14 protein-coding genes are annotated in these 25,372 nt (G+C 65.5%); 5 read left to right on the top strand and 9 right to left on the bottom strand.

Annotated features, from left to right (window positions below; translation table 11 throughout):
- Positions 1-41 precede the first annotated feature (41 nt).
- Complete coding sequence (locus ACIPK7_RS12860; protein WP_401088096.1) at positions 42-9,401, bottom strand: hemagglutinin repeat-containing protein; 9,360 nt, start codon at positions 9,399-9,401, stop codon at positions 42-44.
- A 13-nt stretch (positions 9,402-9,414) separates the two neighbouring features.
- On the bottom strand, positions 9,415-11,148 hold the full coding sequence (locus ACIPK7_RS12855; protein ID WP_401088095.1) for a ShlB/FhaC/HecB family hemolysin secretion/activation protein: 1,734 nt from the start codon (positions 11,146-11,148) through the stop codon (positions 9,415-9,417).
- Between the two features lie 397 nt (positions 11,149-11,545).
- On the opposite strand from ACIPK7_RS12855, the gene ACIPK7_RS12850 reads away from it, so the two are divergent.
- Together ACIPK7_RS12850 and ACIPK7_RS12845 are read left to right on the top strand one after the other, a co-directional pair.
- Complete coding sequence (locus tag ACIPK7_RS12850) at positions 11,546-12,781, top strand: dienelactone hydrolase family protein (RefSeq protein WP_401088093.1); 1,236 nt, start codon at positions 11,546-11,548, stop codon at positions 12,779-12,781.
- Positions 12,782-12,810: 29 nt separating this feature from the next.
- Entirely contained in the window at positions 12,811-13,626 is an 816-nt protein-coding gene (locus tag ACIPK7_RS12845; protein ID WP_401088091.1) for a hypothetical protein, read from the top strand.
- Positions 13,627-13,671: 45 nt separating this feature from the next.
- Here the strand turns inward: ACIPK7_RS12845 and ACIPK7_RS12840 are convergent, their stop codons facing one another.
- The 4 genes from ACIPK7_RS12840 to sbcD all read right to left on the bottom strand — a co-directional run bounded on the left by ACIPK7_RS12840 (position 13,672) and on the right by sbcD (position 19,658).
- Complete coding sequence (locus ACIPK7_RS12840; RefSeq protein ID WP_401088089.1) at positions 13,672-14,391, bottom strand: Dps family protein; 720 nt, start codon at positions 14,389-14,391, stop codon at positions 13,672-13,674.
- A gap of 145 nt (positions 14,392-14,536) precedes the next feature.
- Positions 14,537-14,992, bottom strand: coding sequence for an aminoglycoside 6'-N-acetyltransferase (aac(6'), locus tag ACIPK7_RS12835; protein ID WP_401088087.1), 456 nt, complete (start codon positions 14,990-14,992; stop codon positions 14,537-14,539).
- Positions 14,992-18,441 carry an AAA family ATPase gene (locus tag ACIPK7_RS12830; RefSeq protein ID WP_401088085.1) on the bottom strand — a complete coding sequence of 1,150 codons (3,450 nt, stop codon included), beginning with the start codon at positions 18,439-18,441 and terminating at the stop codon, positions 14,992-14,994. The genes aac(6') and ACIPK7_RS12830 overlap by 1 nt, the downstream gene beginning before the upstream one ends.
- The gene (gene sbcD / locus ACIPK7_RS12825; protein WP_401088083.1) at positions 18,438-19,658 is read right to left on the bottom strand and encodes an exonuclease subunit SbcD; all 1,221 of its coding nucleotides are present in this window, start codon (positions 19,656-19,658) and stop codon (positions 18,438-18,440) included. The genes ACIPK7_RS12830 and sbcD overlap by 4 nt, the downstream gene beginning before the upstream one ends.
- 134 nt (positions 19,659-19,792) lie before the next feature.
- Between sbcD and ACIPK7_RS12820 the strand changes: the two genes are divergently transcribed.
- The 3 genes from ACIPK7_RS12820 (at position 19,793) to ACIPK7_RS12810 (ending at position 23,366) form a co-directional block, all read left to right on the top strand.
- Positions 19,793-21,157 (top strand): TAXI family TRAP transporter solute-binding subunit, encoded by a 1,365-nt coding sequence (locus ACIPK7_RS12820; protein ID WP_401088081.1) that lies wholly within the window; start codon positions 19,793-19,795, stop codon positions 21,155-21,157.
- Positions 21,158-21,272: 115 nt separating this feature from the next.
- The gene (gene yejK, locus ACIPK7_RS12815; RefSeq protein WP_184591109.1) at positions 21,273-22,280 is read left to right on the top strand and encodes a nucleoid-associated protein YejK; all 1,008 of its coding nucleotides are present in this window, start codon (positions 21,273-21,275) and stop codon (positions 22,278-22,280) included.
- 249 nt (positions 22,281-22,529) lie between these two features.
- Entirely contained in the window at positions 22,530-23,366 is an 837-nt protein-coding gene (locus ACIPK7_RS12810; RefSeq protein ID WP_401088079.1) for a DUF4344 domain-containing metallopeptidase, read from the top strand.
- Here the strand turns inward: ACIPK7_RS12810 and ACIPK7_RS12805 are convergent.
- The 3 genes from ACIPK7_RS12805 to ACIPK7_RS12795 all read right to left on the bottom strand — a co-directional run bounded on the left by ACIPK7_RS12805 (position 23,347) and on the right by ACIPK7_RS12795 (position 25,349).
- The gene (locus ACIPK7_RS12805) at positions 23,347-24,282 is read right to left on the bottom strand and encodes a glutathione S-transferase family protein (protein WP_192435262.1); all 936 of its coding nucleotides are present in this window, start codon (positions 24,280-24,282) and stop codon (positions 23,347-23,349) included. The two genes, ACIPK7_RS12810 and ACIPK7_RS12805, sit on opposite strands and share 20 nt — an antisense overlap.
- A gap of 63 nt (positions 24,283-24,345) precedes the next feature.
- A complete protein-coding gene (locus ACIPK7_RS12800) occupies positions 24,346-24,651 on the bottom strand; it encodes a GIY-YIG nuclease family protein (protein WP_192435264.1) in 306 nt (101 codons plus the stop codon).
- Positions 24,648-25,349, bottom strand: coding sequence for a glutathione S-transferase C-terminal domain-containing protein (locus tag ACIPK7_RS12795; protein ID WP_192435266.1), 702 nt, complete (start codon positions 25,347-25,349; stop codon positions 24,648-24,650). Before ACIPK7_RS12795 ends, ACIPK7_RS12800 begins: the two co-directional genes overlap by 4 nt.
- Between the last annotated feature and the right edge of the window lie 23 nt (positions 25,350-25,372).

The following is a 25,372-nucleotide window of genomic DNA, read 5'->3' as shown; positions in this document are numbered from 1 at the left end:
ATAAAAGGCCCTTTGTCGATCAGGCGCGCGTGGGTGTCAACTCAGCGCATTTGTCGCACTGTCTCGGAGCGGGAGGCTTCCGCTTTCTTCATGGATTCGGTCATTACGGACATGGACGCGTTTCTTTTGTTGGTAAGTTCCTGCAGTCTCGACATATCCATTTGCTGCTGACTGCTCTTCTGATCGACATTGGCCTTGCCCTGATCGACCAGCTTCCCGACCGAGGCCCCGACCTCCCGCAGTACCACGGCCGCTGGCCGATTGACGGCCTGGCTCTGGGTGAGCATCTGCTGGACCTGTTGCAACGCCTGCTGTGTCGCCTGATCGTTCGGGTGCTGCGCGGCCAATTGGCCTATCCGCTCCTGCGCCTGCTTCAGTCCATCAGTCCCCGTTGTCCCCGACAATTGCTGAAGTATCTGCTGCGCCTGGCTCAGCGCACCCAGTGTCTGGTTGCGGGCGGCAATCTCGCTGTTTGCTTGCTGAATCGCGGCCACCTGGCTCTTCAGCTGGGCGGCCAGCTGCCGATCCCGCTGATCCTGCACCTGCTTCTGCATATCCTCGAGACTCAGATCCGAAACGCTCTGAAGCGAAGCCTGAGTTCCATTGCCCGCGGCTCCAACGCTGCCGGCATTGCTGCTCGCCGGCGGCGATATGGCAGGGTCGCTCTGTGCGGGCTTGGCAGCAGCGGCCCGCGCCTGCAAAGCGCTATCACTGCCGTCGCCGTTGGCCATCGACGCCAACAGTGTCAGAAGCTGAGCAGCGACCTGCTGATCGCCGGAAGCCTTAAACTCGGCCACCAGTTGCCGCGCCTGTGCTTGCATCTGGCCCTGCTGCGGGCTCACCTCACCTTCAGCCTGCATGACGGTAGCGTCGGCCTGATTCATGGCGTCCTGGAATTGCTGCTGGGCGTCAATGCGCGCCGCGCCGCCGAGGGCTGACAGTCCTGCCGCCGCCCCCAGGCCAGTCTGCGCCACGCTGGCCAGAGCGGCTGGCGATGCCGAAGCGGCACTCTCGGCGGGCTTGCCGGTGGACTGTTGTGTTGCCTTGAGCACCGCCTCCTTCTGCGCCTGAAGCTTCTTCATCTGCTCACTTCTCGCATCAGCGGCGGCACCGGCCTGCGCCTTCAAAGCAGCTTCCAGCTTCTGCTGCGCCTGCTCCCGCGCGCCCGCATCGCTCGGCTCCAGCGGGCGACTCTGGGTCAGATCCGGCGTGCCGGTCTGTCTCTTCTGTGCCTGTTCGATAAGCGTATTCAACTGCGCGGTATCCCGATTGCCTTTGGCAGTTCTCGCCGCTTGGTCAATCAAGTCGGTCACACGTTGCTCAGCCACCGCGAGCTCAGCCGAACTATCGCCGCCGAGTACGCCAGCCATTTCCTGCTGTTTCTGCGCGATGAAGGCAGCATTCTCCGCATCAGTCTGCTGCTTGGTTTTCAGGAAATCCTCCAACAGTTGCGGCGAGGCATCCTTAAGCAACCCAGTAAGGTCCAACGGCTGCACCATCGCCGCGTTCGCCCTGACGCTATCAATCTGACCGGGCACGCTCTGGGCCGGCGGCTTGAGCATCGCTGCAGTACCGGCAGTCGCGCCACCGGGCACCGGAAGGCTGGTGGCAGCCTGGGGGTGAGCCGAAGCGTCCGCTGCCGGACTGTCTTTCGGGTCCTGGTTCATCTTCAAGTTGAGTTGGCGCTCGTCGCCGTTGTCGTGATCGTCAGCGCCGGCCTTCACCAGCGTCCCGCTGATCTGTGTGCCCTGGCCGGACTCGATGGTCGCCTGCTGGTCCACCACGGTACCGCCGGAGATTCGCGTGCTGCCCCCCGACTGGATCACCGTGCCGCTGGATGCTGCGCGATCGGTGGTCGATTCGCCGGCGCCCAAGCTCCCCTTCTTCTTGGCACCGGCCGCGTTGGTTTCCATGCCACCGGACAGTTCCAGGCGCTTGCCATCGCCGCTCTCGGTGCCGGTGCTGGCCCCCAGGCGAACGTTGCCGCCCGCAGCGATATCGGTATCCCCGGCGGTGCTCAGTCGAGTGCCCTCGAATTTGCTGTCGCCGCCACTGCGGATACTGATACCGCCATTGCCGGCCTTGATGCTGCCACTGCGTGCCACATCACTCTGGTCGCTGGACTCATCGTGGGTGAATCCACCGCTGGCCGAGGAGCTGCCCGCCCGCTCCGTGCTGCCGCCGACCTCGACGCTGGTGGAGCTGGACTGGCTCTCGGCGGTGTCGTGGGCAGCCTTGAAGTTGACGTTGCCGCCGGCATCGATGCTCGCACCGTTGCCGGCCGCCAATTGGGTGCCCTCCAGGGTGGTGTCGCCCTGGGTGCGGATGTTGATGTTGCCGCCTACGGCGATGCCACCAACCTGCGCCGTGCTGCTGCTTGAGCCGGACTGCGACTGGCTGTGGCCGGCGGTCATCTCGCCGCCGGCCTTGCCCACCACATCCACCTTGAGCTCGGCATTGGTGCTCTGCGAATGGCTCTCGCTGCTGCTGGTGTTGCGGGCAGACTGGTAATCGAGGCTGCCCGCCTGCAGATTGACATCGCGGCCGGCCTGCATCTGCGTCCCGATCAGTTGGGTGGCGCCGCTGGAGCTGGAATTGATGTTGCCGCCCGCCTTGTAGCGCGTCGTCACCGCCTGGGTATCGCGCTGCTCGGCGCTTTCGCTACCACCCTCATAGCTGGCGCGCAGGCCGATACCCGCGCTGGCACCCGCGCCGGCCTGAGTCTCACCCTTGTGATTGGCCCCGGCGGCGGCCTCCGCGCCGGCACTCGCGCCAACGCCGGCCCGAGCCTCATGGTGGCTACCATCGCTGCTGCTGTACTGGCTATCGCTCACAGCCAGATCACGGATTTCCCGTGCGGACTGATTGATATCGCCGCCGGCCTCCAGTTGGGTGCCCTGGTCAGTGATGGTGTCCGTGGCGGTGCGGGTGAGATTGCCGCCGGCCTTGAAGCTGGAGGTCACCTGAGTCACCGAACCGCTGGTTTGGCTGCTTTCCTCGCTCTGGTAACGCAGCCCGGCACTCCCGTTGGCCTCGCCGCCGACGCTGGCCTCGGCCTTGGCGCCGGCACCGGTGGTACCCACCTTGCCGTGCGCGCCAGCAGACGCCTGGGCGCTGGCATCACCGCCAAAGTAGACGCCCGCCGTTTGCGAGGAATGGTCGCTGGAGTGTTCGTCGATGTCCTGCGCGGCGCGGTTGTCGATGTTCTTCGCGGCGATGTTCATGTCGCCACCGGACTCCACATGCGCCCCGACGAAGGTGGCATTCCCCTGGCTGTTGAGGCTCAGGTCACCGCCGGACCTGAGCGTCGAACCGCTGTTGCGCAGCGCGTAGTCCGAGCTGCTGTCGTGCTCGGAGCGTACACCGATGGTCGCGGTGCCCTCGGCGCTGGTCGAGGCTCCGGCCTGGGCACCGGTCCTGGCACCAGCGGGTACACCGGCCTGCCCCTCGGCGCTCGCCTGGGCTTCAGCCTGTGCGCTGCCATCGCTGAAGACCCCGGTGGATTGGCGGGAGGTGCTGCTGTTGCTCCAGGTTTCATTGCGGCCGGCCAGCACTTCGGTATTGCCGGCCGCCAGTGTCATGTCCTTGCCCGATTCCACTGTCGAGCCTTGCACCTTCAGCGTCCCATCGGTACTGGCGCGCAAGTCGCCGCCGGCCCGCAAGGTCGAGCCTACGCTGGTGCGCGAGCCGGAGTTGCTGGTGGTGGTGGTGTGTTCGGAGAACTTCAGATCGCCACTGCCGGAGGCTTGCGCATCCGCCGACGCCTGGGCGCCCGCCGAAGCCTTGCGTCCCTCGACGCCGGCGTGCGCGCCGGTGCCCGAACCGGACGAGGCACTGCCCGAACCGCCAACCTTGAGGAAGGTGGTCGTCTCGGTGGTCTTGCTGTGGCGCTCCTCATCCATCCCATCGAGCACGTTGATGCCCTGGGTGGCATCGATGTCGGCATCACCCGCCACCTTCATCGATGACCCCTGCAGGGTCATGCTGCCCTTGGAGTCCACGCTGGCGTTGCCACCGACGGTGATACCGGACCCGGCGTTGGTCCCCTTGAAGTCGTCGGTGGTAATGGTCTCGTGGCCCGCTATCCCGCCACCTACGCCCAGCCCTGACTCATGGCTGGTGGTCTGGGTGGATTGGCTGTCCTGGCGGGCCTCGACGCTGAAGTCGCCGCCAGTGCTCACGGCCAGATCGCCTCCCGCACCGACCTTCGAGCCGGCAATGGTGGTATCCCCGCCACTCGTGATCGCCAGGTTGCCGCCGCTGTTCAACGTGGAGCCGATGTGCTGATCGCGGGTGGTGGTCTGCGATCCCCAGGCGTTGCCGCCGCTGTGCTCCGGTGCGACATAGCCAGTGGTGCTGGCCGTGTGGTCGACAAGGGTCTCGAAGGTGACATTCTCTCCGGCAGTCAGCGAGGCGTTGCCTTGCGCCGTTACATTGCCGCCGGTGACGGCGATGTCCTTGGCCGCGTTCATCGCCAGGTTGCCAGTCGATTCGATACTCGCCGTGTTGCCGATATTCGTCGAAGCGGTATGGCTGTCGCCGCTCTGCTCGGCCAGGGTCTGGTTGCGAATGCTGCCCTGGCTGGACGTCAGGCTGACGTCGCCGCCGCGCAAAGTGCCACTGGTGTTGTTGATATCGCCGCTGGTATTCACCGTCAGGCGGTTGCTGCCCGCAATGGTGCCGCCGGTGTTGTTCAGACCGGAGCCGCCGATGTTGACGTCATTGGCGGCAATCACGGCCCCCGTGGCAACCGCGGCGATGGTGTTCGCCGCGAGGTAGACGCGCGGCGCCAGCACCTTCTGGCCACCCACCTGGACTTCCTCCATCCAGACGATGTCCTGGGTCAGCGCGGATGCCTGCTCGGCCGTCAGCGCCTTGCCGAATTCCAGCCCCAGTGCTCCGCTCTGGGCGTAGGTCTGGTCCATCATCTGTTTCATCTGTTCGGCTTCGTTGGCGTAGCCGTGGATGACGTTGCTGCCGACTTGCCGGATCAGTTGCTGGCGGATCAGGTAGGCCTCGTAATCGGCATCGCCCAGGCGCCTCTGCAGGGCATCCGTGTCGTAGCCGTAAAGCCGCGCCAGGTAATCCGAGCCCAGGTACGCAGAGCCCACGGCGAACAGTGGGTTGGTCTCGATCAGGTAGCCGGCGTCCGATGCGCGGCTAATCACGAAGTAACCGTTGGGGTTGCTCGGCAACCGCAGGTCAAGCGAGGCGAAGGACAAGGGGCCGCCAGCGACGATCCCCAGCCTCGCAGCGGCTTCGATGGCTTCCAGCGAGCCGATTCCCTTGGCCTCTTCGCTGCCCTCCCCTGTACTCCCTCGGGTCTTGACGGAGCCGGAGATCAGGCCGCTCTGGGCAACCTTGCTGGTGTCGCTGGCATAGGGAGAACCGGCGTTGTTCAAGGTGCCCGAGGTGAAGTGGAAACTGCTCGCAAAGATCCCGGCACCGAAACTACCCACGGTACTGGCGGACCCTTTGCGCACAGCCCCGGCGATCGAGGCCTGCTGGGCCCAGCTTTCCAGCTCCGAAGGGAAGCTGCCGCCGGACATCTCCTCGCTGCGAGTCCAGCCCCAACCGGGGTTCCAATCCCACAGGTCATTGTCATCGTCATCCGGGTCACCGTCCCAGCTATCACGACTGGGATCGGTCCTGGCCCAGGTAACGAAGTGGTCATCCGCCGAAGACTTCTCATCGTCAACCCGAATCCAGCGCCGGGTGTAGTCGAATGAATAGAGGGTCATGTCCTCGTTGGTGAACGTGCCCGTGCCGCCAATCGAGACGTTGCTTGCCGAAAGCACGGCGATCTTGTTGAGACCGGAACTACCGTAGTTGATGCTCAGCTGCGATCCAGCACCCGTGGCAATGATCCCCGCCTTGGGCAACGCCCGCAGCGCGTCCTCGCTGATTCCCACCAAATGCTCGCGCCGAGTGAAATCTTCTTCGTAGACCCAGGCATTTATCCCCTTGTCGAGAGCGCCCTCGTTGGCAATCTTCCAGGAGTCGCGGTTACGAACGTTCTCTACGCCCCCCAGCGCCTTGCTGATGGATTGTCCGTCGGCCAGCGTGGTTTCGTTTATGAAGCTACGGACAACGCTGATGGAGATGTCGCCCTGTGCCACCAGCGAGCTGTTGTTGACGAAGTCGTAACTGCTGCTGGTAACGCCGCCACTGCTGTCGACTGTGCCGCCGACACGGTTGTAGATCCCCCCTTCGCTGGCGTTCAACCACAACCATTGCCCGGCATACAGCGCACCGTCGTTGTCGATCGCACCGCTGGAGGCTCTCAGAGCAAGCTCACCCAGGGACGACAGCCCACCAGTTTTGTGGTTGTTGATACGACGGGCGTTCAGATTGAGGTTGGCGTTGGCGTGAATGGCGCCGTAGTTGTCCAGCCCATCGCCAAGAGTGAACTGGCTGTCGCCGGTGGAGCCTCCGGCGACAATCGCGGCGTTGTAGTTGGTCGCAGCGCCGTTGGTCAGCGAGTTCAATTGCGCGGTGATCGTGCCCGCTGCGCTGACCTTGCCCTGGTTGTTCAACTCATTGCCAGACAGGCTCAGTGCCTGGCCCGCCAGCAATATCCCGGACAGGCCATTGTTCAGCACAGCGAACTGTGCGCCGATGTCGCCGATGCGCAGGTTGCCGGCAGCCTGGATACGCCCGCTGTTGCTGAGAGTGGCGGTTTCGGAGGTATCCAGGCTGAGATTGCGCTCCCCCAGCAGCTTGCCGGTATTGTCGATCCCGCCCGTGCCGTCCAATGCCAGGTCACCCGCGCTGTGCACCTGCCCGCTGTTGCTCAGCAACCCAGTGCTGATCAGCGTCGTGGCACCCGCGCCTTCGACGTTGCCGCGGTTATCCACCGCCTTGCCCTTGAGCAGCAGGCTGCCCGAGGCGTGCTGCGCCCACAGCGTGCCGCTGTTCTGTAGCACGTCGCTGGTGGTGATGTTCAGGCTGCCGGCCGATTGCAGTTGGCCCTGGTTATCGAAGCTGCCCAGGCTGAAGTTGTCCTGGCTGCCCGCCACGGTGGACGCCAGTAGCTTGCCGGTTCCCGTATTGAGCAGGCTGTTCGCGGTGACTTGCGTACCCGTCCCCGCCTGGATCGAGCCGCGGTTATCCAAGGTCGATCCCACAAGCACGAGACGACCGCCGCTCAGCATCTGGCCGTCGTTGAGCAAAGCGACCCGGCGGTTCAGCTCTCCAACGGACAGGCCGGCGCGTCCTTGCAACAGGCCAAGGTTGCCCAAGCCGAAGTCGCCCAATGCCGAGGTCACACTCAGTGCGCCATCGGCGATGATCTGGGCGCCGGCAGCATTGCTCAGCGCACCGCCTACATCCAGGCGCAGGTTGCCAGCGCTTTGCAGCTTGCCGCTGTTGACGAAGCTGTCGGTCCCTGACGCACGCGCGGTGGCGCTCAGGTCGCCGCCGGCATCCAGCACTCCACTGTTGTCGACTCGCTGTGCGCTCACTTCCAGCACACCATTGCTACCACCGTGCGCGCCATCGAGCGCAAGCAGTTTGCCGCTGTTGCCGAGCACCCCATCGGCGTCGATACGCAACGCCCCGGCCGACTGTACCGAGCCCTGGTTGACCAGCGCGCCGTTTACGCGAATCCGCGTGTCTTTGCCAGCCACTGTCGAGCCGAGCACCTTGCCCTGGTTGCTCAGGCTCCGCGCACTGATCTCACTGCCCTGGCTCGCTTGCAGCGTACCCAGGTTGCTCAGCGTGCCAGCCTGGACCGTCAGGGTATCGCCCAACAGTTGGCCGCCTGCCCGGTTGTCCAGATTCAACTCGCGCGCCGCGGTGCCCAGCCGCAGCGCGCCTGCCGCCTGCACGGTGCCGCTGTTGCTCAAGCCGGCACCTTGCAGGTCGAGATCGCCACCGCTGAGCATCTGCCCGGCGTTCTCCACCTGCCCGGCCGCATCCAGGCTCAGGCCCTTCTGCGCCTTCACTTGCCCTGCGCTACTCAGGCTGCCGGTCTCCGAGACCAGTTGAGCGCGGCTGCCGGCGTTCAGGGACGCCGCCCCCAGGTTCACGTCGCCCCGGCCGTGCAGATCGAGGCTACCGCCGGCATACAGGTTCGCACCCTTGGCGCCTATTTGAAGACTGCCCAAACGCAGGGTCGACGCATCACCGGCGCCCCAGGCGGAGCCGTCCACCGCAGCATTGCCGCTGATGCTCAGGCGCAAATTGCGGCCGGCAAAGCGGCTCTGCCCGGTGGAGCTGTCCAGCAGGCTGCCGGCGCTGACACCGAGGTCGCGATCGGCCGTCAATTTGCCAGCGGTCAGGCTGACACCACCGCCGCCCGCATCGAGTGCGATATCGCCCTTCGCGCTGAGCTCGGCGTTGCCGCCATTGAGTTGCACGGCGTTGCCATCCGCCTGGCTGCCGGCATATTTCACCGCCAGGTTCTGCTCCGCGCTGACCCGCCCGTTGAGCTCGATCCGTCCTGAAGCACTGAGGGTGAAGTCGCTGGCGCTTGCGGCCTCGCCGCGCATGCGGACTCCGACGCCGTCTTCGGTCGCGAGCAGCCGGATGCGGTTGGCGTACATGCCACCCAGCGCCGTGGAATCGATGGCGTAGGCCGGCTTGTTGCCGTCCGCCGCCTGGGCAGTGACCGAGCGATCGGCGTAGTTGAAGCGGTTGCTACCCGCGACGACGCTGACGTCCTTGCCGTTCACCTGACCATCGATAAGAACATTGCGCGCCACCAGGTCGAGCACGTCCTGGCGCTGACCATCGAGGCCCTTGCCAGTGATGAGGATGTCGCCACGGTTGACCTGGAAGCCGCTCACCGAGCCGTCCGCGCCGAGCACGGGCTGGCCGGTAGTAAGGGTGGCGCGGTCGCTGTTGATGAAACCGCAGCCGGCGCAGGTGATGCCATAGGGGTTGGCGACTATCACGTCGGCCTCGCCGCCGAGCACTTCGGTATAGCCTTGCAGACTGGAACGGTTGTTCGCCACCACCTCGTTGAGGATGACCCGCGCCTGATCGTTCAGGTTGAGGTTTGGCATCACCTGACCTGCCAGTTGCGATTGCAGAGCGCCAGCGCCGGTCTTTGCGGAGTTGTTGTTGAGTACCTGGCCGCTGGGGTCGACGTTGTACTGGATGTAGCGGTTGTGCGAGACGCCGGCAGCATTGCCGGCGGCGATGTCGATGACCTGCACGCCGTTGCCTGCACGATAGACCTGGGTGTTGCCGTCGGCGCTCTGCGCGCCACCGGCCAATGCCGACTGCGCATAAAGCGCGGCAGACAGGCTGCCCAGGACAAACACTCCGATCCTGCTTCCCGTTCCTGCGCTTCCCGCGCCGGCAGCGCCGCGCTTGCCGTGGGAACAGGCGTGCTCCGAGGCGACGACGAAGGCATTGCGGCTCAAGCTCCAGATCACTCGAAAGACATGGTTCATGATGGCTGTTCCCTCAGAAGGTCAGGCTGGCGCTGAAGTAGGTGGAATCGCTGGGACGATCGAGGAAGTCCGGCTTCTCGAGGGGCCAGGCGTGGAAGACATCGAGGTTGAACACCCCCAGGGTGGTGCTGACGCCAAGGGCAGCGCCGGTCAACTCGCCTTGTGGCAGGCCGGGTTCGCGGTTCCACACCTTGCCGTGATCGAGCGCCACGTAGGGGCGGATCTGCCCGGCCAACCCCTGGCGCACGGCGAAGGTACGGTGCAGGTTGAGCTGGTTGCGCAGGAACCAGCCGTTGTCGCCCGACAAGCTCTGGTCATCGAAACCACGCACGCTGTAGAGGCTACCGACGAGCATCTGCTCGGAGCCGTAGAGCACGTCCTGCGCCTTCTGCCCGGCGAATTGCGAGGTGAAACTCCACGACTGCCCCAGCATCAGGAACGGCCGGTACCAGTTGGCCCCGTATTTGAACGCGGTGAACTGCGCACGGGGCGCGTAGTCCGGCAGCCCGGATGGGTCGTCCAGCGCGTCGAACAGCTTCAGGCCGCGAGAAATGCCGCCATTCACCGTGAACGAGCCGCCGAGCAACTGGGTGGTGAAGGACGAATCCAGATCCAGCACGGTCAGCTTGCGGCTGCTGACGTCCAGGTAGATGTCCTCCAGGTAGTTCTTGAAGTCCTTGCGGGTCAGCGTCGCGGAGAGATTCCACAAGGACTGCTGTCCACGCCAGGCCAGGTAGTCCGTGCGCAGCGAGTAGAAGCTGGAGTCACCGCTGGTGCGCAGCCGGGTGCCGCCTGCCGTGCGGATGTGGCTGGCGTAATGGGTGTCGGAGGCGTTGAAACTGACCGTGGTATAGCCGAACGGCACCACGTAGCTCAGGTTGCTCAGGTACGAAGCGCGGCTGCCAGCGTCATAGGGCACGGCACGGCGATGGGTGAGGCTGAGGAAATCGTTGAAGCCCAACGGGTTGTCCAGTGCCAGGTTGGCGCCTGCCTGGTTCTGCCCGGTGGAGTCCTGCCCGTAGTTGTCGTAGGTCAGGTTGAGCCGTGCCGGTCGCACCGGATGATTGCTGAACAGCACCACGCTATCGCCCGGCGAACTGCCTGGGGCGATGTCCATCACCGCGTCGTTGGAGGACAAACGGTTGATCTGGTCCAGCGCCTGTTCCAGATCGCGCAGGTTCAGCGGCTCGCCGATCACGCCCGGAGCGACGTTGGGAATCGAGATCGAGCCGGCGCCGCCGTCCTCAACCCGGATTGCCTCGACCCGGCCCTCCTCCACATTCACCGTCAGCGTACCAGTGGAAAGGTCCTGCGCGGGCAGGTAGGCCCGTGCCGCCACGTAGCCTTTGGCGATATACGCGGCGGTGACGGCTGACAGTACGTGCTCGATCTCACGCACGCCCAGACACTTGCCCTCGTAGGGTTTTACCAGCAGATCGATACTCGCGGAGCGGATCAGCGTTGCACCGCGGACCTGGATATCCCGAACCTCCCGGCAGGGCCCTGCGGGCAGCTCGCGTGGCTTATCGGGCGACACCTGAAGGTGCGTGGGCGGCTCGGCGGAAGTGCGGTCCTGCTGCTGTTGCTGCTGCAGGCGCTCGATCGAGTCGCGCTGCAGGCGATCGGCCTGGCGCACGGCGTTCTCGACCACCGCATCCGGCCCAGCGGCATTGCCAGCGCCGGCCCACAAAGCAGCGCACAGCAAAAGGGAACAGCGGGCGATCGTGCGCAGTGCGCTACCGATCATGGATGCACATCCTGGCAGGGACATCGTCGAACCTCTCCTCGGGGTTGGGATCGCCCACCGCAAGGCGCCGAGCAGACAGATGCCCGGTACGACGGAAGGCTGGGGGACGAGGAGAAGGCTGCCGTAGCAGCGGCGCTCAGGAGATCGAACGGGCGACAGCCACAGCGGCTGTCGGAAGCGGGCACGACGACTCGAACGTGCCCTGGGTCTCTCCATGATCCTTCGAACTGCGTCCTTGGGGTGGGATCAGCTTAGGGGGAGAGCCCCAGTCGGCACATACGGCAAGTGTCGTATTTTTGAGACACTTCTGATGCGGGAGCACCGGCCTTTCCGATGCTGGTGAATACCGGAATAATCCCGTCCGACAGAACAACAACGAGCCTGACAGGAGTGGACCATGGGCAAGAGCATCAGCATCGCCGCGCGTGACGGCAGCGGCAGCTTCAGCGGTTATCTCGCGGTACCGGCCAGCGGACACGGCCCCGGCGTGGTGATCGGCCAGGAGATCTTCGGCGTCAACGCCAACATGCGCAGCATCGCCGACAGCTATGCCGAGGAAGGCTACGTCGCCCTGGTGCCCGACCTGTTCTGGCGCCTGCAGCCGAACCTGGAGCTGGGCTACAGCGAGGCCGAATTCGGCCAGGCCATCGGCCTGTTCCAGCGCTTCGACGTGGACAAGGGCGTGGACGACATCGCCGCCGCCATGGACGCCCTGCGCGCCCTGCCGGAGGTCGAGGATCGCGGCATCGGCTACGTCGGTTTCTGCCTGGGCGGCAAGCTCGCCTACCTCACCGCCGCGCGCACCGATGCCGCCTGCTCAGTGGGCTACTACGGAATGGGTATCGAACAGATGCTCGACGAGGCGCAGAACATCAAGGGCCGCCTCGTGCTGCACTTCGCCGAGCAGGACGTGTACTGCGACGCCAACGCCCGCGCCGCCATCGGCGAAGTCCTCGGCAAATTGCCAAAGACGGAAATCTACAGCTACCCCGGTGTCGACCACGCCTTCGCCCGCCCTAATGGCATGCACTTCGACAAGCCCGCCGCACTGATGGCCCACGAGCGCAGCATCGGCGCGCTCAAGCGCGAGATCGGCCCGGACTTCGACCTGTCGCAGCTGTGGGAAGATCACATCCACCACGAGTTCGCCGCCCGCGACGTGCCTGCCACCATGGCGACCATGGTCGCCCAGCCCTACGTCAACCACATCCCGACCATGACCGGCGGCGTCGGCCAGGACGACCTGGCGCGCTTCTACCACAACCACTTCGTGCACGGCAATCCGCCGGACATGAAGCTGGTGCCGATCTCCCGCACCGTGGGCGCGCTGCAGGTGGTCGACGAATTCGTCATGTGCTTCACGCACACCAGCGAGATCGACTGGATGCTCCCCGGCGTAGCACCAACCGGCAAGTACGTGGAGATCCCCATGCTCGGCGTGATCCGCTTCCGTGGCGACAAGCTGTGCCACGAACACATCTACTGGGACCAGGCCAGCGTGCTGGTGCAGATCGGCCTGCTCGACCCCGCCGGGCTGCCAGTGGCCGGCGTGGAGACGGCGAAGAAGCTCCTCGACGAGAGCCTGGAATCGAACACCCTGATGACCAAGTGGAAGGACAGCGAAGGCCGCTGATCCTCCTCGAAGAACCCAAGGAGCACCCGATGTACCCCATAGGGAAATGGACCTGCGCCGCGCTGCTGGCCCTTGCCGGCAGCGCCGGCGCGGCGGAACGCACCGCGCAGCCCTGCGACGCAGCTACCTTGCAGACACTGGCCGGGCTCCTCGGCCAGCAGGGCTGGCAGGCACCGGAGTCCGGAGCGGCAACGCCCGTGGTAGCCGCGGCCTGCAAGGCCTGGCCGGACGATCCGAAGCTGCAGGTGATAGCCGTCGCCTACAGCACGGCAGGCGACAAGGCCGAGCCTGGCGAGCGCAACCTGAACCTGTTGGTCGGCCAGCTCGACACACAAAGCGGCAAGCTGGTGACGCGCAACGACGACAGCATCGGCGAAGACGCCATGGTGGAAATCGACAGCTCCAGCCTGTGGCTGGACACCGCGCGCTATCGCCTGGCACCGGAGGTGCGCGGCTTCGGCCTGGTCATTGGCAGCGTGGCGCGCGGCGCGAGTTGCCCGGACGCCTGGTCCTATGACGACTTCAGCCTCTACGCGCCGCAGGGTGACCAGCTCAAGGAAGTGTTCCGCACTTACCTGCGGCAGTGGACGACGCTGGAAGGCGTGGTCTGCGGCGGCGGTGGCAAGCTGGTCATCGAGCGTTCGCAGCTCACCCTGGCCATGGGCAAGGACAGTCACCACGGCTATACCGACCTGATCGTGACTTCGAAAGTGCAGCGCGAGCACGAAGGCGACGCCGTCGATGCACCGAAGACCGTGCGCAAGACCGTCAGCTACGACGGCACGCGCTATCCGTTCGAAGAATTCTCGACCTTCTGGCAGAGCCAGCCACCGGCAGCGCAGTAACGAAAAAGGCCCCTCACGGGGCCTTTTTAATTGCCGGCACAAGGGTCAGTGCCCGGTGCTGTCCCCGCGGCGGCTGGTCTCGAAGAGGAACCAGGTACGCTGCTCGGTTTCGTCGATCCAGTTCTCGATCAGGCTGGCCGTGGCGATGTCGTGATACTCGTCGCACAGGTCATGGACCTCGCGCATGTAGGAAGTCAGCGATTTGTTGTCCTCCTGCAGCTCGGCCAGCATGTCCAGCGGCTGGACGAACTCGGCATCGTTGTCGAGGATGCGCTTGAGTCGGGCGATGTGGCCGATGGAGCGGATGGTATTGCCGCCGATCTTGCGGTTGCGCTCGGCAATCGCGTCGGTCATCGCGAAGATTTCGGTGGCGTGGTCGTCCAGCAGCAGGTGGTAGTCGCGGAAGTGCGGACCGCTCACGTGCCAGTGGAAGTTCTTGGTCTTCAGGTACAACGCGAAGACATCCGCCAGCAGGCGGTTCAGCGCTGCCGACAGATCGCGGGTGGCGTTCTTGCTCAGGTCCGACGGCGTGGCCAGCGCAGGGGCGCGGCGCGGCGCGGTCTTGGCAGCGGCTGGCTTGGCAGCAGAGGCCTTGGTGGCGGGCTTGGCCGCGGCAGTCTTGGCGGCGGGTTTGCTGGCAGCAGGCTTGGCGGCCGGCTTGGCAGCAGCGGGTTTTGCGGCAGGTTTGCTGGCCGCTTTCGCAGCCGGCTTCGCGGCGGGTTTGGCCGCTGCGGGTTTCTTCGGAGCCGATGCGGATTGCTTCATCACAAATCACCTCTACGAAAGATCACGATACCTGTGGATGCCGACCCAGGCGGGAACGGCTGACTTACGCGGTCTTGAGCCTATCTCGCCTGACGTCGATTGCAAGTTGACCGCAGTACCAAGCTCGCGTTCCGACTGATATGGATCAATCGTGGAGTGGCTTGCGGAAGTACACGACACGCTCGGTTTCGACGAAACCCAAGGCGCGATGCAGGACATGGCTGATGGTGTTGTCCAGTGCCGCATCGGAGGCGAAATCCACGCAGCCGCGGGCACAACCCCAGGCCTGTACTGCACACACCAGAGCCCGCGCCACGCCTTGCCGGCGGGCGTCTTCGCGCACATAGATGCCTTCGAGAAACAACACCGGCGATCCGTCAGTGCCATTCACGTAATCGCGGCGCACGGAGGCCTCCGCCAGCCCAAGCGCCCTGCCCTGTTCATCACGGGCCAGCCACGCGCCGAAGCGTGATGGCTGCGCGAGAATGTCGCGTGCTTCCTCAAAGAAAGATTCCGAATGATCCCCAGGCCAGAGTTGCAGCCGCAGTTCGACCCAATCGGCAAGATCGTACGCTTCGCAGCGGCGCACCGACGTTTCCATCAGGCCTTCTCCGGGTTGAAACGGAACTGGTTATCCAACTGGCTGTAGCCCATGCCGACACCCTTGTGCACCTTGAGTTGCACCGGAATGCGTTCCTTCAGCGCTTCGACATGGCTGATCACGCCGATGGTCTTGCCCGTGGCGTTGAGGCTGTCGAGGGCGTCCAGCGCCACCTCCAGCGTCTCGCCGTCAAGGGTGCCAAAGCCTTCGTCGAGGAACAGCGAATCGATGCTGGTCTTGTGGCTCACCAGATCCGACAGCGCCAGCGCCAAAGCCAGGCTGACCAGGAAGCTCTCGCCACCCGACAGCGTCTTGCAGTCCCGCGCGGTGTCACCCTGCCAGGTATCCACCACCTCCAGTTCCAGCTCGCCATCGCTGCGTCGCGCCAGCTGGTAGCGCCCGTGCAAGCGCTGCAGTTGGCGGTTGGCAAGGTGCACCAGGTGGTCGAGGGTCAGGCCCTGGGCGAAGCGTCGGAACTTAGCGCCACTCTCAGAACCAATCAGACTGTTGAGACGCTGCCAGAGATCGTGTTCTTCCTCTTGCCGGGCGATTTCCGCGAACAGGCTCTGCTGGCTCGCGCGGCGGTTGTCGTCGCCTTGCAGCTGGGCGCGAATCTCGCCCTGGCGCTGACCGAGTTCGCGCAGCTGGGTGGCAAGTGCCTGCAACTGCTGGTCGAGCTCTTCGAGCGGCAGTTCTCCGTGGGGCTCGGCTTGCAGGCGCTCGACATCCTGAGTTGCGGCGGCGTGCAGGGTGACCGCTTCGGTGATGGCCGTTTCCAGGCGCTGGCGCAGCTGGCTGAGTTCGTTGCGCTGGGCATCGTCCAGCAGCGCAGCAAAGTAGGTCGACTCATCGGCGAACGGACTTGCCGCCAGCGCTTTCTGCCAGTTCGCCAGGCGCTCCGCCAGGCGCACCTGCTCCTGTTCCAGTCGTTCCAGTAGCGATTGCTCACGGCCCTGCAAGGCGTCAGCGTGACGCTGGGCGGTACCCAGTTGCTCCTCGGCGTTTGCCAATGCCTGCTGCGGCGCTGCATGAGCTGCCAGCGGCGGGCGCGCATCGAAGCCAGCGGCCTGCCAACGCTGCTGCCATTGCGCGGCGATCTGTTGCGCGGCGTGGGCAGCCTGTTCGGCATTGCGCTCGGCCGTGACCAGTTCCTGGCTGCGCTGCTGGTCCTGCTGCCATTGCTGCCACTCTGCCGTGCGCTCGGCCAGCCATTGCTCGCCGTCTTGCGGAACCTCGTAGCCCAGCCCACCCAGCGAGGTTGCCAGCGCCTGATCCTGCTGTTGCAGATCAGCACGCTGGGTCGCGAGTTGTTGCGCACGCTCTTCCTGGCGCTGGCGTTCGTGGGTCTGCTGCTGGTCGAACAGCGCCAGTTGCTGCGCTGCCTCGGCATGATCGCGTTCGGCGCGCTGGCGTTGCTGTTGCGCCTGCTGGAGTTGGACGCGGTGGTCTTCCAGCGTTTTCAGTTGCTGCTGCAAGGCGGTCAGCGACGCCTCATGCCGCTCCCGCTCGGCACTGAGGTGCTGGTCATCCGGCAGCGCGAGCCCCTGCGCCTCACACTGTTGCTGCCAAGCCTGCTGGTGCTGCGCCAATGCGGCCTGGGCCTCGTCCAGCTGGCGCTGCCCCTGCTGCAGTTGCGCATCCAGCTCGGCCAGTTCGCCGCGCAGGGCGATACCCTGGCTTTCCAGCTCGGCCAGTTGCTGGCGCGCCTGCTCCAGCGCCTTCTGCGTTGAGGACACATCCAGCGCCTGGTAAGCCGCCACCGCCGGGTGCTCCGGCGAGCCGCACAACGGGCAGGCCTCGCCGGGCTGCAACTGCGCGCGCAGATGCTCCAGCTGGTGGATGCGCTGCTCCTGCTGCAGGAGTTTTTCCTTGTCGGCGACCTGTTGTTTGGTCGCCTGATAACGCTCGCGCAGGGCGACGATGGCCGTGTCGCGTTCAGCCTTTTTCAGACGCAGCGCATCCAGCTCGGGCTGCCAGCGCGCAACTTGCCCGGCGGCCTGGGCGCGGGTCTGGGCCAGTTGTTCGAGACGGTCCAGTCCGCGGCTTTGCAGCTGCGACTGCTGCAAACGCTCACGCAGGTCTGTCTCGGTAGCGCCACCAAGCAAGGCATCGAGCTGCTGCTGATGCTGCGTCTCCTGCGTCCCGGCCGCGTCGAACTGCTGTCGCATGAAGGCGACGTTGCCTTGCAGCATCTGGCGCTGCGTGGTCGCTGCCTGCAATGCTTGATCGGCGACATGGGCCTGTTGCTGCAAGCCGGCAATGGCCTGGGCCAGACGCGAGCGCTGGGCGAATTGTGCGCGCCAGCCGCCGAGCAGTTCTCCCAGCCTGGCGCGCTGAGGATGCTGCGCCAGACGCGCCTGCAGTTCCTGGTGTTGTTCGCTGACAGCCTTGTGCTCGCTCTCGCGCGCAGCCAGCATCAGCTGCGCGTACTGGCTGGCCGCCCACAGAGCCTGGGCGAGCGCTTCGCGGTTGGACGCCTGCTGTGTGCGGTTTTCTTCCAGCGCCGCGCGGCCCTGCTCGACGCTCTCGTGGGTGCTACGCCAAGCCTCGTGCAAAGGTTGCAGTCGCGCGGCGGGCTCACTGTCCGCCAAACGCTGCAGATCGGGTTGTGCCTGCTCCAGCGCCAGGCGCGCACTGGCCTCTTTCGCGCCGGCCTGCTCGACCTGCTGCTGCGCGCGGGTCAGGTCCTCGCGCCAGCGGCGTTGTGACTGGAGTGCTGCGTGTTGTGCCTGTATGGCGGATTCCTGCACGGCGGCGTCGCGACCCTGCTGCTCCAGGTCGCCGCGTTGTTCGGCGCTGAGCAACTCAACACCATCAGATCGAGCCCTGAGCAGGCGCAGTTCTTCGGCTAGCGTCTTTGTCCGCTCATACACGCGTTTGGAGATGAGACCATAAACCTCGGTCCCCGTAAGTTGTTCCAGTAATGCCGCTCGCTCGTTGGAGTTCGCCTCAAGAAACGCAGCAAAACCACCCTGAGCCAACAACATGGACTTGGTGAAGCGCTCGAAATCCAAGCCTGTTAGAGATTCAATAACGCGAAGCTTCTCGGTGGCCTTGTCTGCGAGAACGTCACCTTCACCAGTACTCTGGTCGATCCGAGCAAGTTCGACCTTCGCTTGCTGCAGTGCCCCTTCAGCACGATCACGCGCACGTCGCTGACTCCAAAAGGCGCGATAGGCAACCCCCTTTACCTCAAACTCCACCTCGGCCAAACAGTCTGCAGTGTGCCGAGTCATCAACTCGTTACTATTTTGCGACAACACCCCCATACGCGGCGTGCGGTGGTAGAGCGCGAGGCAGATGGCATCGAGCAGCGTGGTCTTGCCTGCCCCGGTCGGCCCGGTGATGGCGAATAGGCCATTGCCGGCGAAGGGTTCGGCGGTGAAGTCGATCTTCCATTCGCCCTTGAGCGAGTTGAGGTTCTTCAGACGCAGGCTGAGGATTTTCACGGGTGCTCCTCCTGCAGATCGGCCACGACCTGCCGATAGAGCCCGGTCAGGCGCTCGCGCAACGGCGTCTCCAGGTCTTCGGCGTCCAGGCGCTGGCGGAATACGTCTTCGGGGCTGAGCTCATCGAGGGTTTCCTTGGCTTCGCTGAACAACGCCGCCTGCGCGGTGCCGCGCTCGCGGCGGGTGCGCAGGACGATCACCGGCAGCTCTTCGCAGAGCTTATCGACGCGCAATTGGATGTCGGTCAGGTAATCGTCGGTGTGCACCATGACTTCCAGCCAGACCGGCTGCTCCGCGCTGCCTTCGCGGGCGACGCGGGCCAGTTCGGCGGGCAGCTCGGCGAGGCTGCCGCACACCGACTTCAGCGGCTGGAAGCGCGGCACCGGTAGCGCGGTGACGCTACGCAGGCCGCTGTCATCCAGGTCCACCAGCAGCACTTCCTTGCCCTGGGTCGCCTCGTCGAAGCTGAGCGCAATCGGCGAGCCGCAGTAGCGAATGTGCTCCAGGCCGCCGACCTTCTGCGGCCGGTGGATATGGCCGAGGGCGATGTAGTCCGCCGCCGGGAAGGCGCTGGTGGGGAAGGCTTCGAGGGTGCCGACGTAGATTTCCCGCACCGACTCAGTGGCGCTGGCGCCGACGGTGGTGAGGTGACCGGTGGCGATGATCGGCAGGTGTCGGCCGAGCTTTTCCCGCTCGGCCTCGGCACGCTCGAACAGCTCGCGATAATGCGCCTGGATCGCCTGCTGCAACGCCAGCTGCTTGTCCTGCGCGCTCTGCCCGGCCTGGCTGGTGAGCACGTCGCGCGGGCGGATGAAGGGGATCGCGCAGAGGATCGCGCCGGGCTGGCCGTCACGTTGCGGCAGCACCAGCAACTGGCGGTCGAGGTCGGTGCCGACGGCAGCGATCACCTGGGTATCCAGGCAGGCCAGCAGGTCGCGGGACTCCTCCAGCATCGCCACAGAGTCATGGTTGCCGCCCAACACCACCAGCCGCGCGCCGGTGTCGCGCAGCTCGACGATGAAGCGGTTGTACTGCTCGCGGGCATAGCTGGGCGGCGCGCCGGTATCGAACACGTCGCCGGCGATGATCACCGCGTCCACGGCCCGTTCGCGCACCTGCTCGACCAGCCAGGCGCAGAACGCCTGGTGCTCGGCCTCGCGGCTCTTGCCCATGAAATGCTGGCCCAGGTGCCAGTCGGAGGTGTGGAGAATGCGCATGCCGTGAAGTCCGCAGCCGTGTTTCGAAGGTTTCGGATGATAGCGGCTTCCGCCTTCGCGAGGGCGGATTCGCCGGCCGCCTCCGCGCAGGCTGACTATCTTTTCAGGACAGCACGTCGCCACAAGGACTCTCCATGCAACGCCTTCTGAACATGCTCAAGGACCTCGCCATCCTGGTACGCGCCAACCTCTGGCTGGTGCCGGTGCTGGCCGCGCTGGTCGCCGCGGTCTTCTACTTCGTCGCGCCGCCGCCGCCGATGAGCGCCACTCTGGCCACCGGCGCCCCGGGTGGCGGCTACGCGGTGTTCGGCCAGCGGCTGAAGGAGGAACTGGCCAAGCAGGGCTTCGACCTGCAGCTGGTGCGCACGGCAGGCTCGCGGGACAACCTCGGCAAACTGCTGGACGGCAAGAGCGGCGTGGACCTGGCGCTGGTGCAGAGCGGCCAGGAGCAACAGCTGGAAGCCGAGCAACGCGCGCACCTGAAGACACTAGGCGCAGTGTTTCAGGAGCCGCTGTGGCTGTTCCAGCGCCGCGAGGCGAAGATCGACCGCCTGGCCGACCTGCTCGCCCTGCGCGTCGCCATTGGTGGCTCCGGCAGCGGCACCGAGGCGGTGACCGAGGCCATCCTCACGGCCAACGAGATTCCCACCGATCCCCTGCCCGCCGGCTGGCAAGCGCACGGCGGCAACGCAGTGGCCAACCAGTTGCTGGCCGGCGAACTGGACGCCGCCTTTTTCGTCGGCCCGGCGGAGAATCCGCTGATCCAGCGCCTGGCCGCGAGTCCGGACCTGAAGCTCACCGGCTTTCGCCGCGCCCATGCCTATGAAGCGCGGATTCCCTTCCTCAAGCGCGTGGAAGTCAGCGAAGGCCTGCTGAACCTGGCGCAGAACGTGCCGGACGAGGACCTTGCGACCCTCTCGCCGGTCGCCACCCTGGTGGTCAACGGCGACTTCCACCCGGCGCTCACTCCGCTGATCCTCGAAGCCGCACGCGCGGTGATGAAAAGCGGCACCCTGCTCGACGCGGCCGGCGCCTTCCCCAGCGCCGAGCCGCGCACCCTGGCCCTGCAGGAAGATGCCGAGCGCTACTACAAGAGCGGCCCGCCACTGCTGCAGCGCTTCCTGCCGTTCCGTATCGCCTCGCTGGCAGACCGCTACATCATCCTGCTGATCCCCTTCATCGCCATCCTCATCCCGCTGCTCAAATCCATCGGACCGCTGTACCGCTGGCGCATCCGCGCGCGCATCTACCGCTGGTACCGCTATCTGCGCGAGATCGACCGGCGCCTGGACGAACGCACCGGCAGCGCTGAGCTGAGCACCGAGATCGAACGCCTGGAGCAGCTGGAGGCCGAGCTGGCCAAGGTCGAGGTACCGCTGTCCTACTACAACGAGCTGTACGAACTGCACCTGCACCTGAACTACGTGATTCGCCGCCTGCGCCAGCTGCGCCGCAACCGCCGCGAGCGCGACGAGGGGCTGGCGCCGGCGGCGGACTGATCGGCGTCGCGCATCCCGGCGCCGGGTCGGGTAAACTCTGGCGTTTTCCAATCCGCCCGCCCCGCCGCCGCTTCGATGCGTGCGGCGCCGCCGGCACTGAACTTCCGGGTCCGCCATGCCGATTCGTCACGCCATCGTCCACCTGATCGACAAGAAGCCCGACGGCAACCCCGCGACGCTGCACGCGCGCGACGCCGAGCTGGGCGACTCCCAGGCCATCGAGAACCTGATGGCCGACCTCAACGAGAGCTACAACGCCAAGCCGAACAAGGCCTGGGGCCTGTTCCAGGGCGAGTCCGGCGCCTACCCCTTCAGCGGCTGGCTGAGCGAGTACCTGGACAGCGGCAAGGATTTCGTCGCCTTCTCCAAGCAGGCGGTGGAACACCTGAAGACACTGATGGAAGAATCCAACCTCTCCACCGGCGGCCACGTGCTGTTCTGCCATTACCAGCAGGGCATGACCGACTACCTGTCCATCGCCCTGCTGCACCACAGCGAAGGCGTGGCGGTGACCGACGCGCTGGAAGTGACCCCGTCGCGCCACCTGGACCTTGGCCAGCTGCACATGGCGGCGCGGATCAACATCTCCGAGTGGCAGAACAACAAGACGTCCAAGCAATACATCTCGTTCATCAAGGGCAAGGGCGGCAAGAAGGTCTCCGACTACTTCCGCGACTTCATTGGCTGCACCGAAGGCGTCGACGGCCCGAGCGAGACCCGCACCCTGCTCAAGGCCTTCAGCGACTTCGTGGAGAGCGAAGACCTGCCCGAAGAGCAGGCCCGCGAGAAGACCGACGTGCTGGTGGACTACGCCACCAGCCAGGCCAAGATCGGCGAGCCGATGGCCCTGGACGCGCTCTCCGAGCTGATGGACGACCAGGCGCCGCGGGCCTTCTACGACTACATCCGCAACAAGGACTACGGCCTGTCGCCGGAGATCCCAGCGGACAAGCGCACCCTCAACCAGTTCCGCCGCTTCACCGGCCGCGCCGAGGGGCTGTCTATCAGCTTCGAGGCGCACCTGCTGGGCAGCAAGGTGGAGTACGACGAGGCCCGCGACATGCTGATCATCCGCGGCCTGCCGACCCAACTGCAGGACCAGCTCAAGCGCCGCAAGGACTGAGGTCCGTGCGCTCACAAAAAAGCCCATCCCGCGATGGGCTTTTTTGTGCCTGACGAGTGTCGCCTTGCGGTTCGCGAGCAAGCCAACTTCCGACAAAACACCCCAGAGCAAGAGGTTCCGCGCTGCTAGAGTCAAATCAGGCGCCTCTCGCTCGCGGTGGCCGCCATGCCCGCCTTGCACGCCCCTACTGTCGCAGCGTCCCCGCTCTCCGGGCATCCCCGGATGCACTGCTCGTGCTGGGCGCTGCTGTTGCTCCTCTGCACTCGCCTGCTTTTCGCCGAGCCGACGCCCCTCACGCCAAGCGTCGCACGCTTCGTGCTGGCCAACGCGGAATTCAGCGTAATGCACGAGATGGGACACATGCTGATCGCCGAGTACGACCTGCCGGTGCTCGGGCGTGAAGAGGATGCCGCGGACCAGCTCGGCTTCATCCTGCTGTTCCACCTTTACGCGAAATTGCCGCGTGACGAGGTGGACGCGCGCCTGCTGGACATCGCCGACTACTGGCGGCTCGAGTGGCAGACGCCCAAGCCGCCGCCGGACCAGGTGCTGGCCTGGGACAGCCACCCGCTGGACGAGCAGCGCTACTACAACATCGCCTGCCTGCTCTACGGCAGCGACATGGCGCGGCTGGACTGGCTACCGCCGCTCACTGGCCTGCCCTACGAACGGGCGGTCTACTGCGACCAGGAATTCCGCCAGGCGAACAAGGCGTTCGAATGGATCAGGCACACCCGACGTACGTCATCGATCCAGCACCACGCGGCCTGGCACCTGACCTGGGACACGCCTTCGATTAACCCGGATGAAGCCGGGCCGCTGATCGCCCTGCTACGCGACGGTGATCACCTGCAGCTGATGATCAACGAGGTCTTCCGTCTGTTCCACCCGCCGCGCCCACTGAACCTGCGGCTGGTCAGTTGCGGCGCACCGGACGCCTGGTACAACAGCAACAGCGGGGAAATGGCGCTCTGCTACGAGCGCCTGGAGCACTTCCGCGAAATGGCCGAGAACCTGCCGCGCCTGCGTACACCGGTGACGCGGCAATGCCCCGGCCCGGCCGGACTCAGGCCGGGCGGATGCTGAAGCCGATACGCGGGAAGTGCACGTGGACGGTGCCGGCGCGCGGGTCTTCGCGGCGCAGGATCAGACTCTCCAACCCGGCATGCAGCAGCTCGCCCTCCACCGGGTCGCAGCCATAGTCGGTGGCGGCAATCACCACGCGCTGGCCGGCCTTGAAGCCGTTGGGATCAATGAAGGCTTCTTCCGGCAGTGCCGCCGGTTGGCTGTCACGGGCCACGGCGATGGCTTCCTCGGCGCTCATCTCGCTGGCGGCGCCGTGGCCGAAGCCCGATACGCGGCCGAGCCAGGCGGCGACCGACGGGTAATCGTCCACCAGCGGCGCGGTGACCGGCGTGCCCTTGAGGAACCACAGACAGTGGGCCAGGGCGAAATCGGCGATGGAAGGCTCGCCGAACAGGAAGTCGCCTTCCTCGCGGGACAGCTGTTCGTCGACACGCGCCATGAAAGCCGGCCACTGGTGCTTGGCCTGCTCGGCCGGCAACCGGCTGGCGGTGCCGCCGCTGAACAGCTGGCTGCGGTCAGCGACGAAGGCCTGGAGAAACTGCGGCGGCAGCTTGCCGAAGCGCATGGCGATGGATTCGGGCTGGAACACCAGGCTGACGGCATGCTGGAAGATCACCGAGTCGGCCCATAGGGCGAAGCTGGCCGAGGTGAATTCGTGGCCTTCGGGGAACAGCGTCGGCACGGCCTTTTCCTGCTCCAGGCGGCGGGCGATCAGCGCGGTGTCGCAGTAAATGTCAGCACCGACCTGCAGCACCGGCGTCTTGCGGTAGCCACCGGTGAGGGCCATGAGGTCCGGCTTGGGCATCAGCGGCGGGATTGTCACCGAGCGCCAGGACAGCTGTTTGAAGCCCAGCATCAGACGCGCCTTTTCGGCGAAGGGCGAAGTCGGGTAGTGGTGCAGGATCAGCTCGGACATGGGTGGCTCCAGCGGCCGGAAGGTGGTCCGGCAGCTTAACCCGTACGTAGGACGAGTCCTACCTCATCCCTCGGATGGGACGACATCCACGGCGCTGATGGTGAAGGGATTGGCCAGCACCAGGCGCTCCTTGGCTTGCTTGGTCAGGGCCTTGATCGCGCGCTCGCGGCGCAACGCATCGCCCTTGCCGGGGCAGGCCTCGACATAGACCAATGCCTGGGCCGGGCTGGAATGGAAGAAGCGCGCCCCCTTGCCAGTGCGGTGGGTCTCGAAACGCCGTTGCGCGTCATCGCTGATGCCGCAGTAGAGCGCGCCGTTCTCGGCGCGCACAAGGTAAACGAACCAGGGCTTTGGCTCGGCGGCGGTCACGACGCCCAGACTCGCGCCTGCATGCGATCGCAGTACGCAACCAGACGCTCGTAGCTGCGCGCCATGTCGTTGAGCGGGGTTTCCAGGGTGCTGAGGATCAGGTTGGCCAGCACGCCGTAGGTCGCCGCGTCGGCGCTGCACGGCTGGGCGCCGCCGAAATACGGCAAGTCACCGAGCATGCCGTCCAGGGCTTCGAGGTCGTCGCGGGCGAAGCCCAGCAACTCCTCGCGGCTGTGGCGCAGCAGGCCGCGGCCCTTCAGGTCGCCGCGGATCTTGCGCTGCAGCATGGCGCCCACCACGGGCCGCAGGGGGGCGGGGATGCTGCGCAGCATCACGTCCTTCACCTGGCGGAAGCCCTGCTCGTCGAGCCAGCGGAAGTAAACCAGCAGCGGCACCAGGTGCTCGTCGCACAGGCGGGTGATCGACACCGCCCAGCCACGTCCGCGGGCGTCGAGGCCGGCGTCGAGGTCGAACTCGTAGTACTGCTGCAGGGTACGCATGATGATCGCCGTGTCGGCGATGGGTTTGCCATCCAGCGTAATGAACGGCAGCTTGCCTTTGGGCCCCTTGCGCGGGTCCATCACGGGCTTGACCTGATACTCCAGGCCGGCGAGGCGCAGGAAGGTCTCCAGCTTCAGGCAGAAAGGGCTGACGTTGGGTACGTTGAAGGCGGGCGGGAACTGGAAAAGTGTGATCATGGCGGCGTCCGGCTCTCAGTCGC

It is taken from the genome of Pseudomonas sp. NPDC086581 (genome assembly GCF_044746165.1).
Classification (GTDB): Bacteria; Pseudomonadota; Gammaproteobacteria; order Pseudomonadales; family Pseudomonadaceae; genus Pseudomonas.
Note: the sequence above shows the minus strand (reverse complement) of the source record. Positions and strands in the feature narration are given on the sequence as shown.

Coding starts and splice junctions, on each gene's coding strand:
- ACIPK7_RS12860 (WP_401088096.1), bottom strand. CDS start 9,401: ATGAACCATGTCTTTCGAGTGATCTGGAGCTTGAGCCGCAATGCCTTC.
- ACIPK7_RS12855 (WP_401088095.1), bottom strand. CDS start 11,148: ATGATCGGTAGCGCACTGCGCACGATCGCCCGCTGTTCCCTTTTGCTG.
- ACIPK7_RS12850 (WP_401088093.1), top strand. CDS start 11,546: ATGGGCAAGAGCATCAGCATCGCCGCGCGTGACGGCAGCGGCAGCTTC.
- ACIPK7_RS12845 (WP_401088091.1), top strand. CDS start 12,811: ATGTACCCCATAGGGAAATGGACCTGCGCCGCGCTGCTGGCCCTTGCC.
- ACIPK7_RS12840 (WP_401088089.1), bottom strand. CDS start 14,391: ATGAAGCAATCCGCATCGGCTCCGAAGAAACCCGCAGCGGCCAAACCC.
- sbcD (WP_401088083.1), bottom strand. CDS start 19,658: ATGCGCATTCTCCACACCTCCGACTGGCACCTGGGCCAGCATTTCATG.
- ACIPK7_RS12820 (WP_401088081.1), top strand. CDS start 19,793: ATGCAACGCCTTCTGAACATGCTCAAGGACCTCGCCATCCTGGTACGC.
- yejK (WP_184591109.1), top strand. CDS start 21,273: ATGCCGATTCGTCACGCCATCGTCCACCTGATCGACAAGAAGCCCGAC.
- ACIPK7_RS12805 (WP_192435262.1), bottom strand. CDS start 24,282: ATGTCCGAGCTGATCCTGCACCACTACCCGACTTCGCCCTTCGCCGAA.
- ACIPK7_RS12795 (WP_192435266.1), bottom strand. CDS start 25,349: ATGATCACACTTTTCCAGTTCCCGCCCGCCTTCAACGTACCCAACGTC.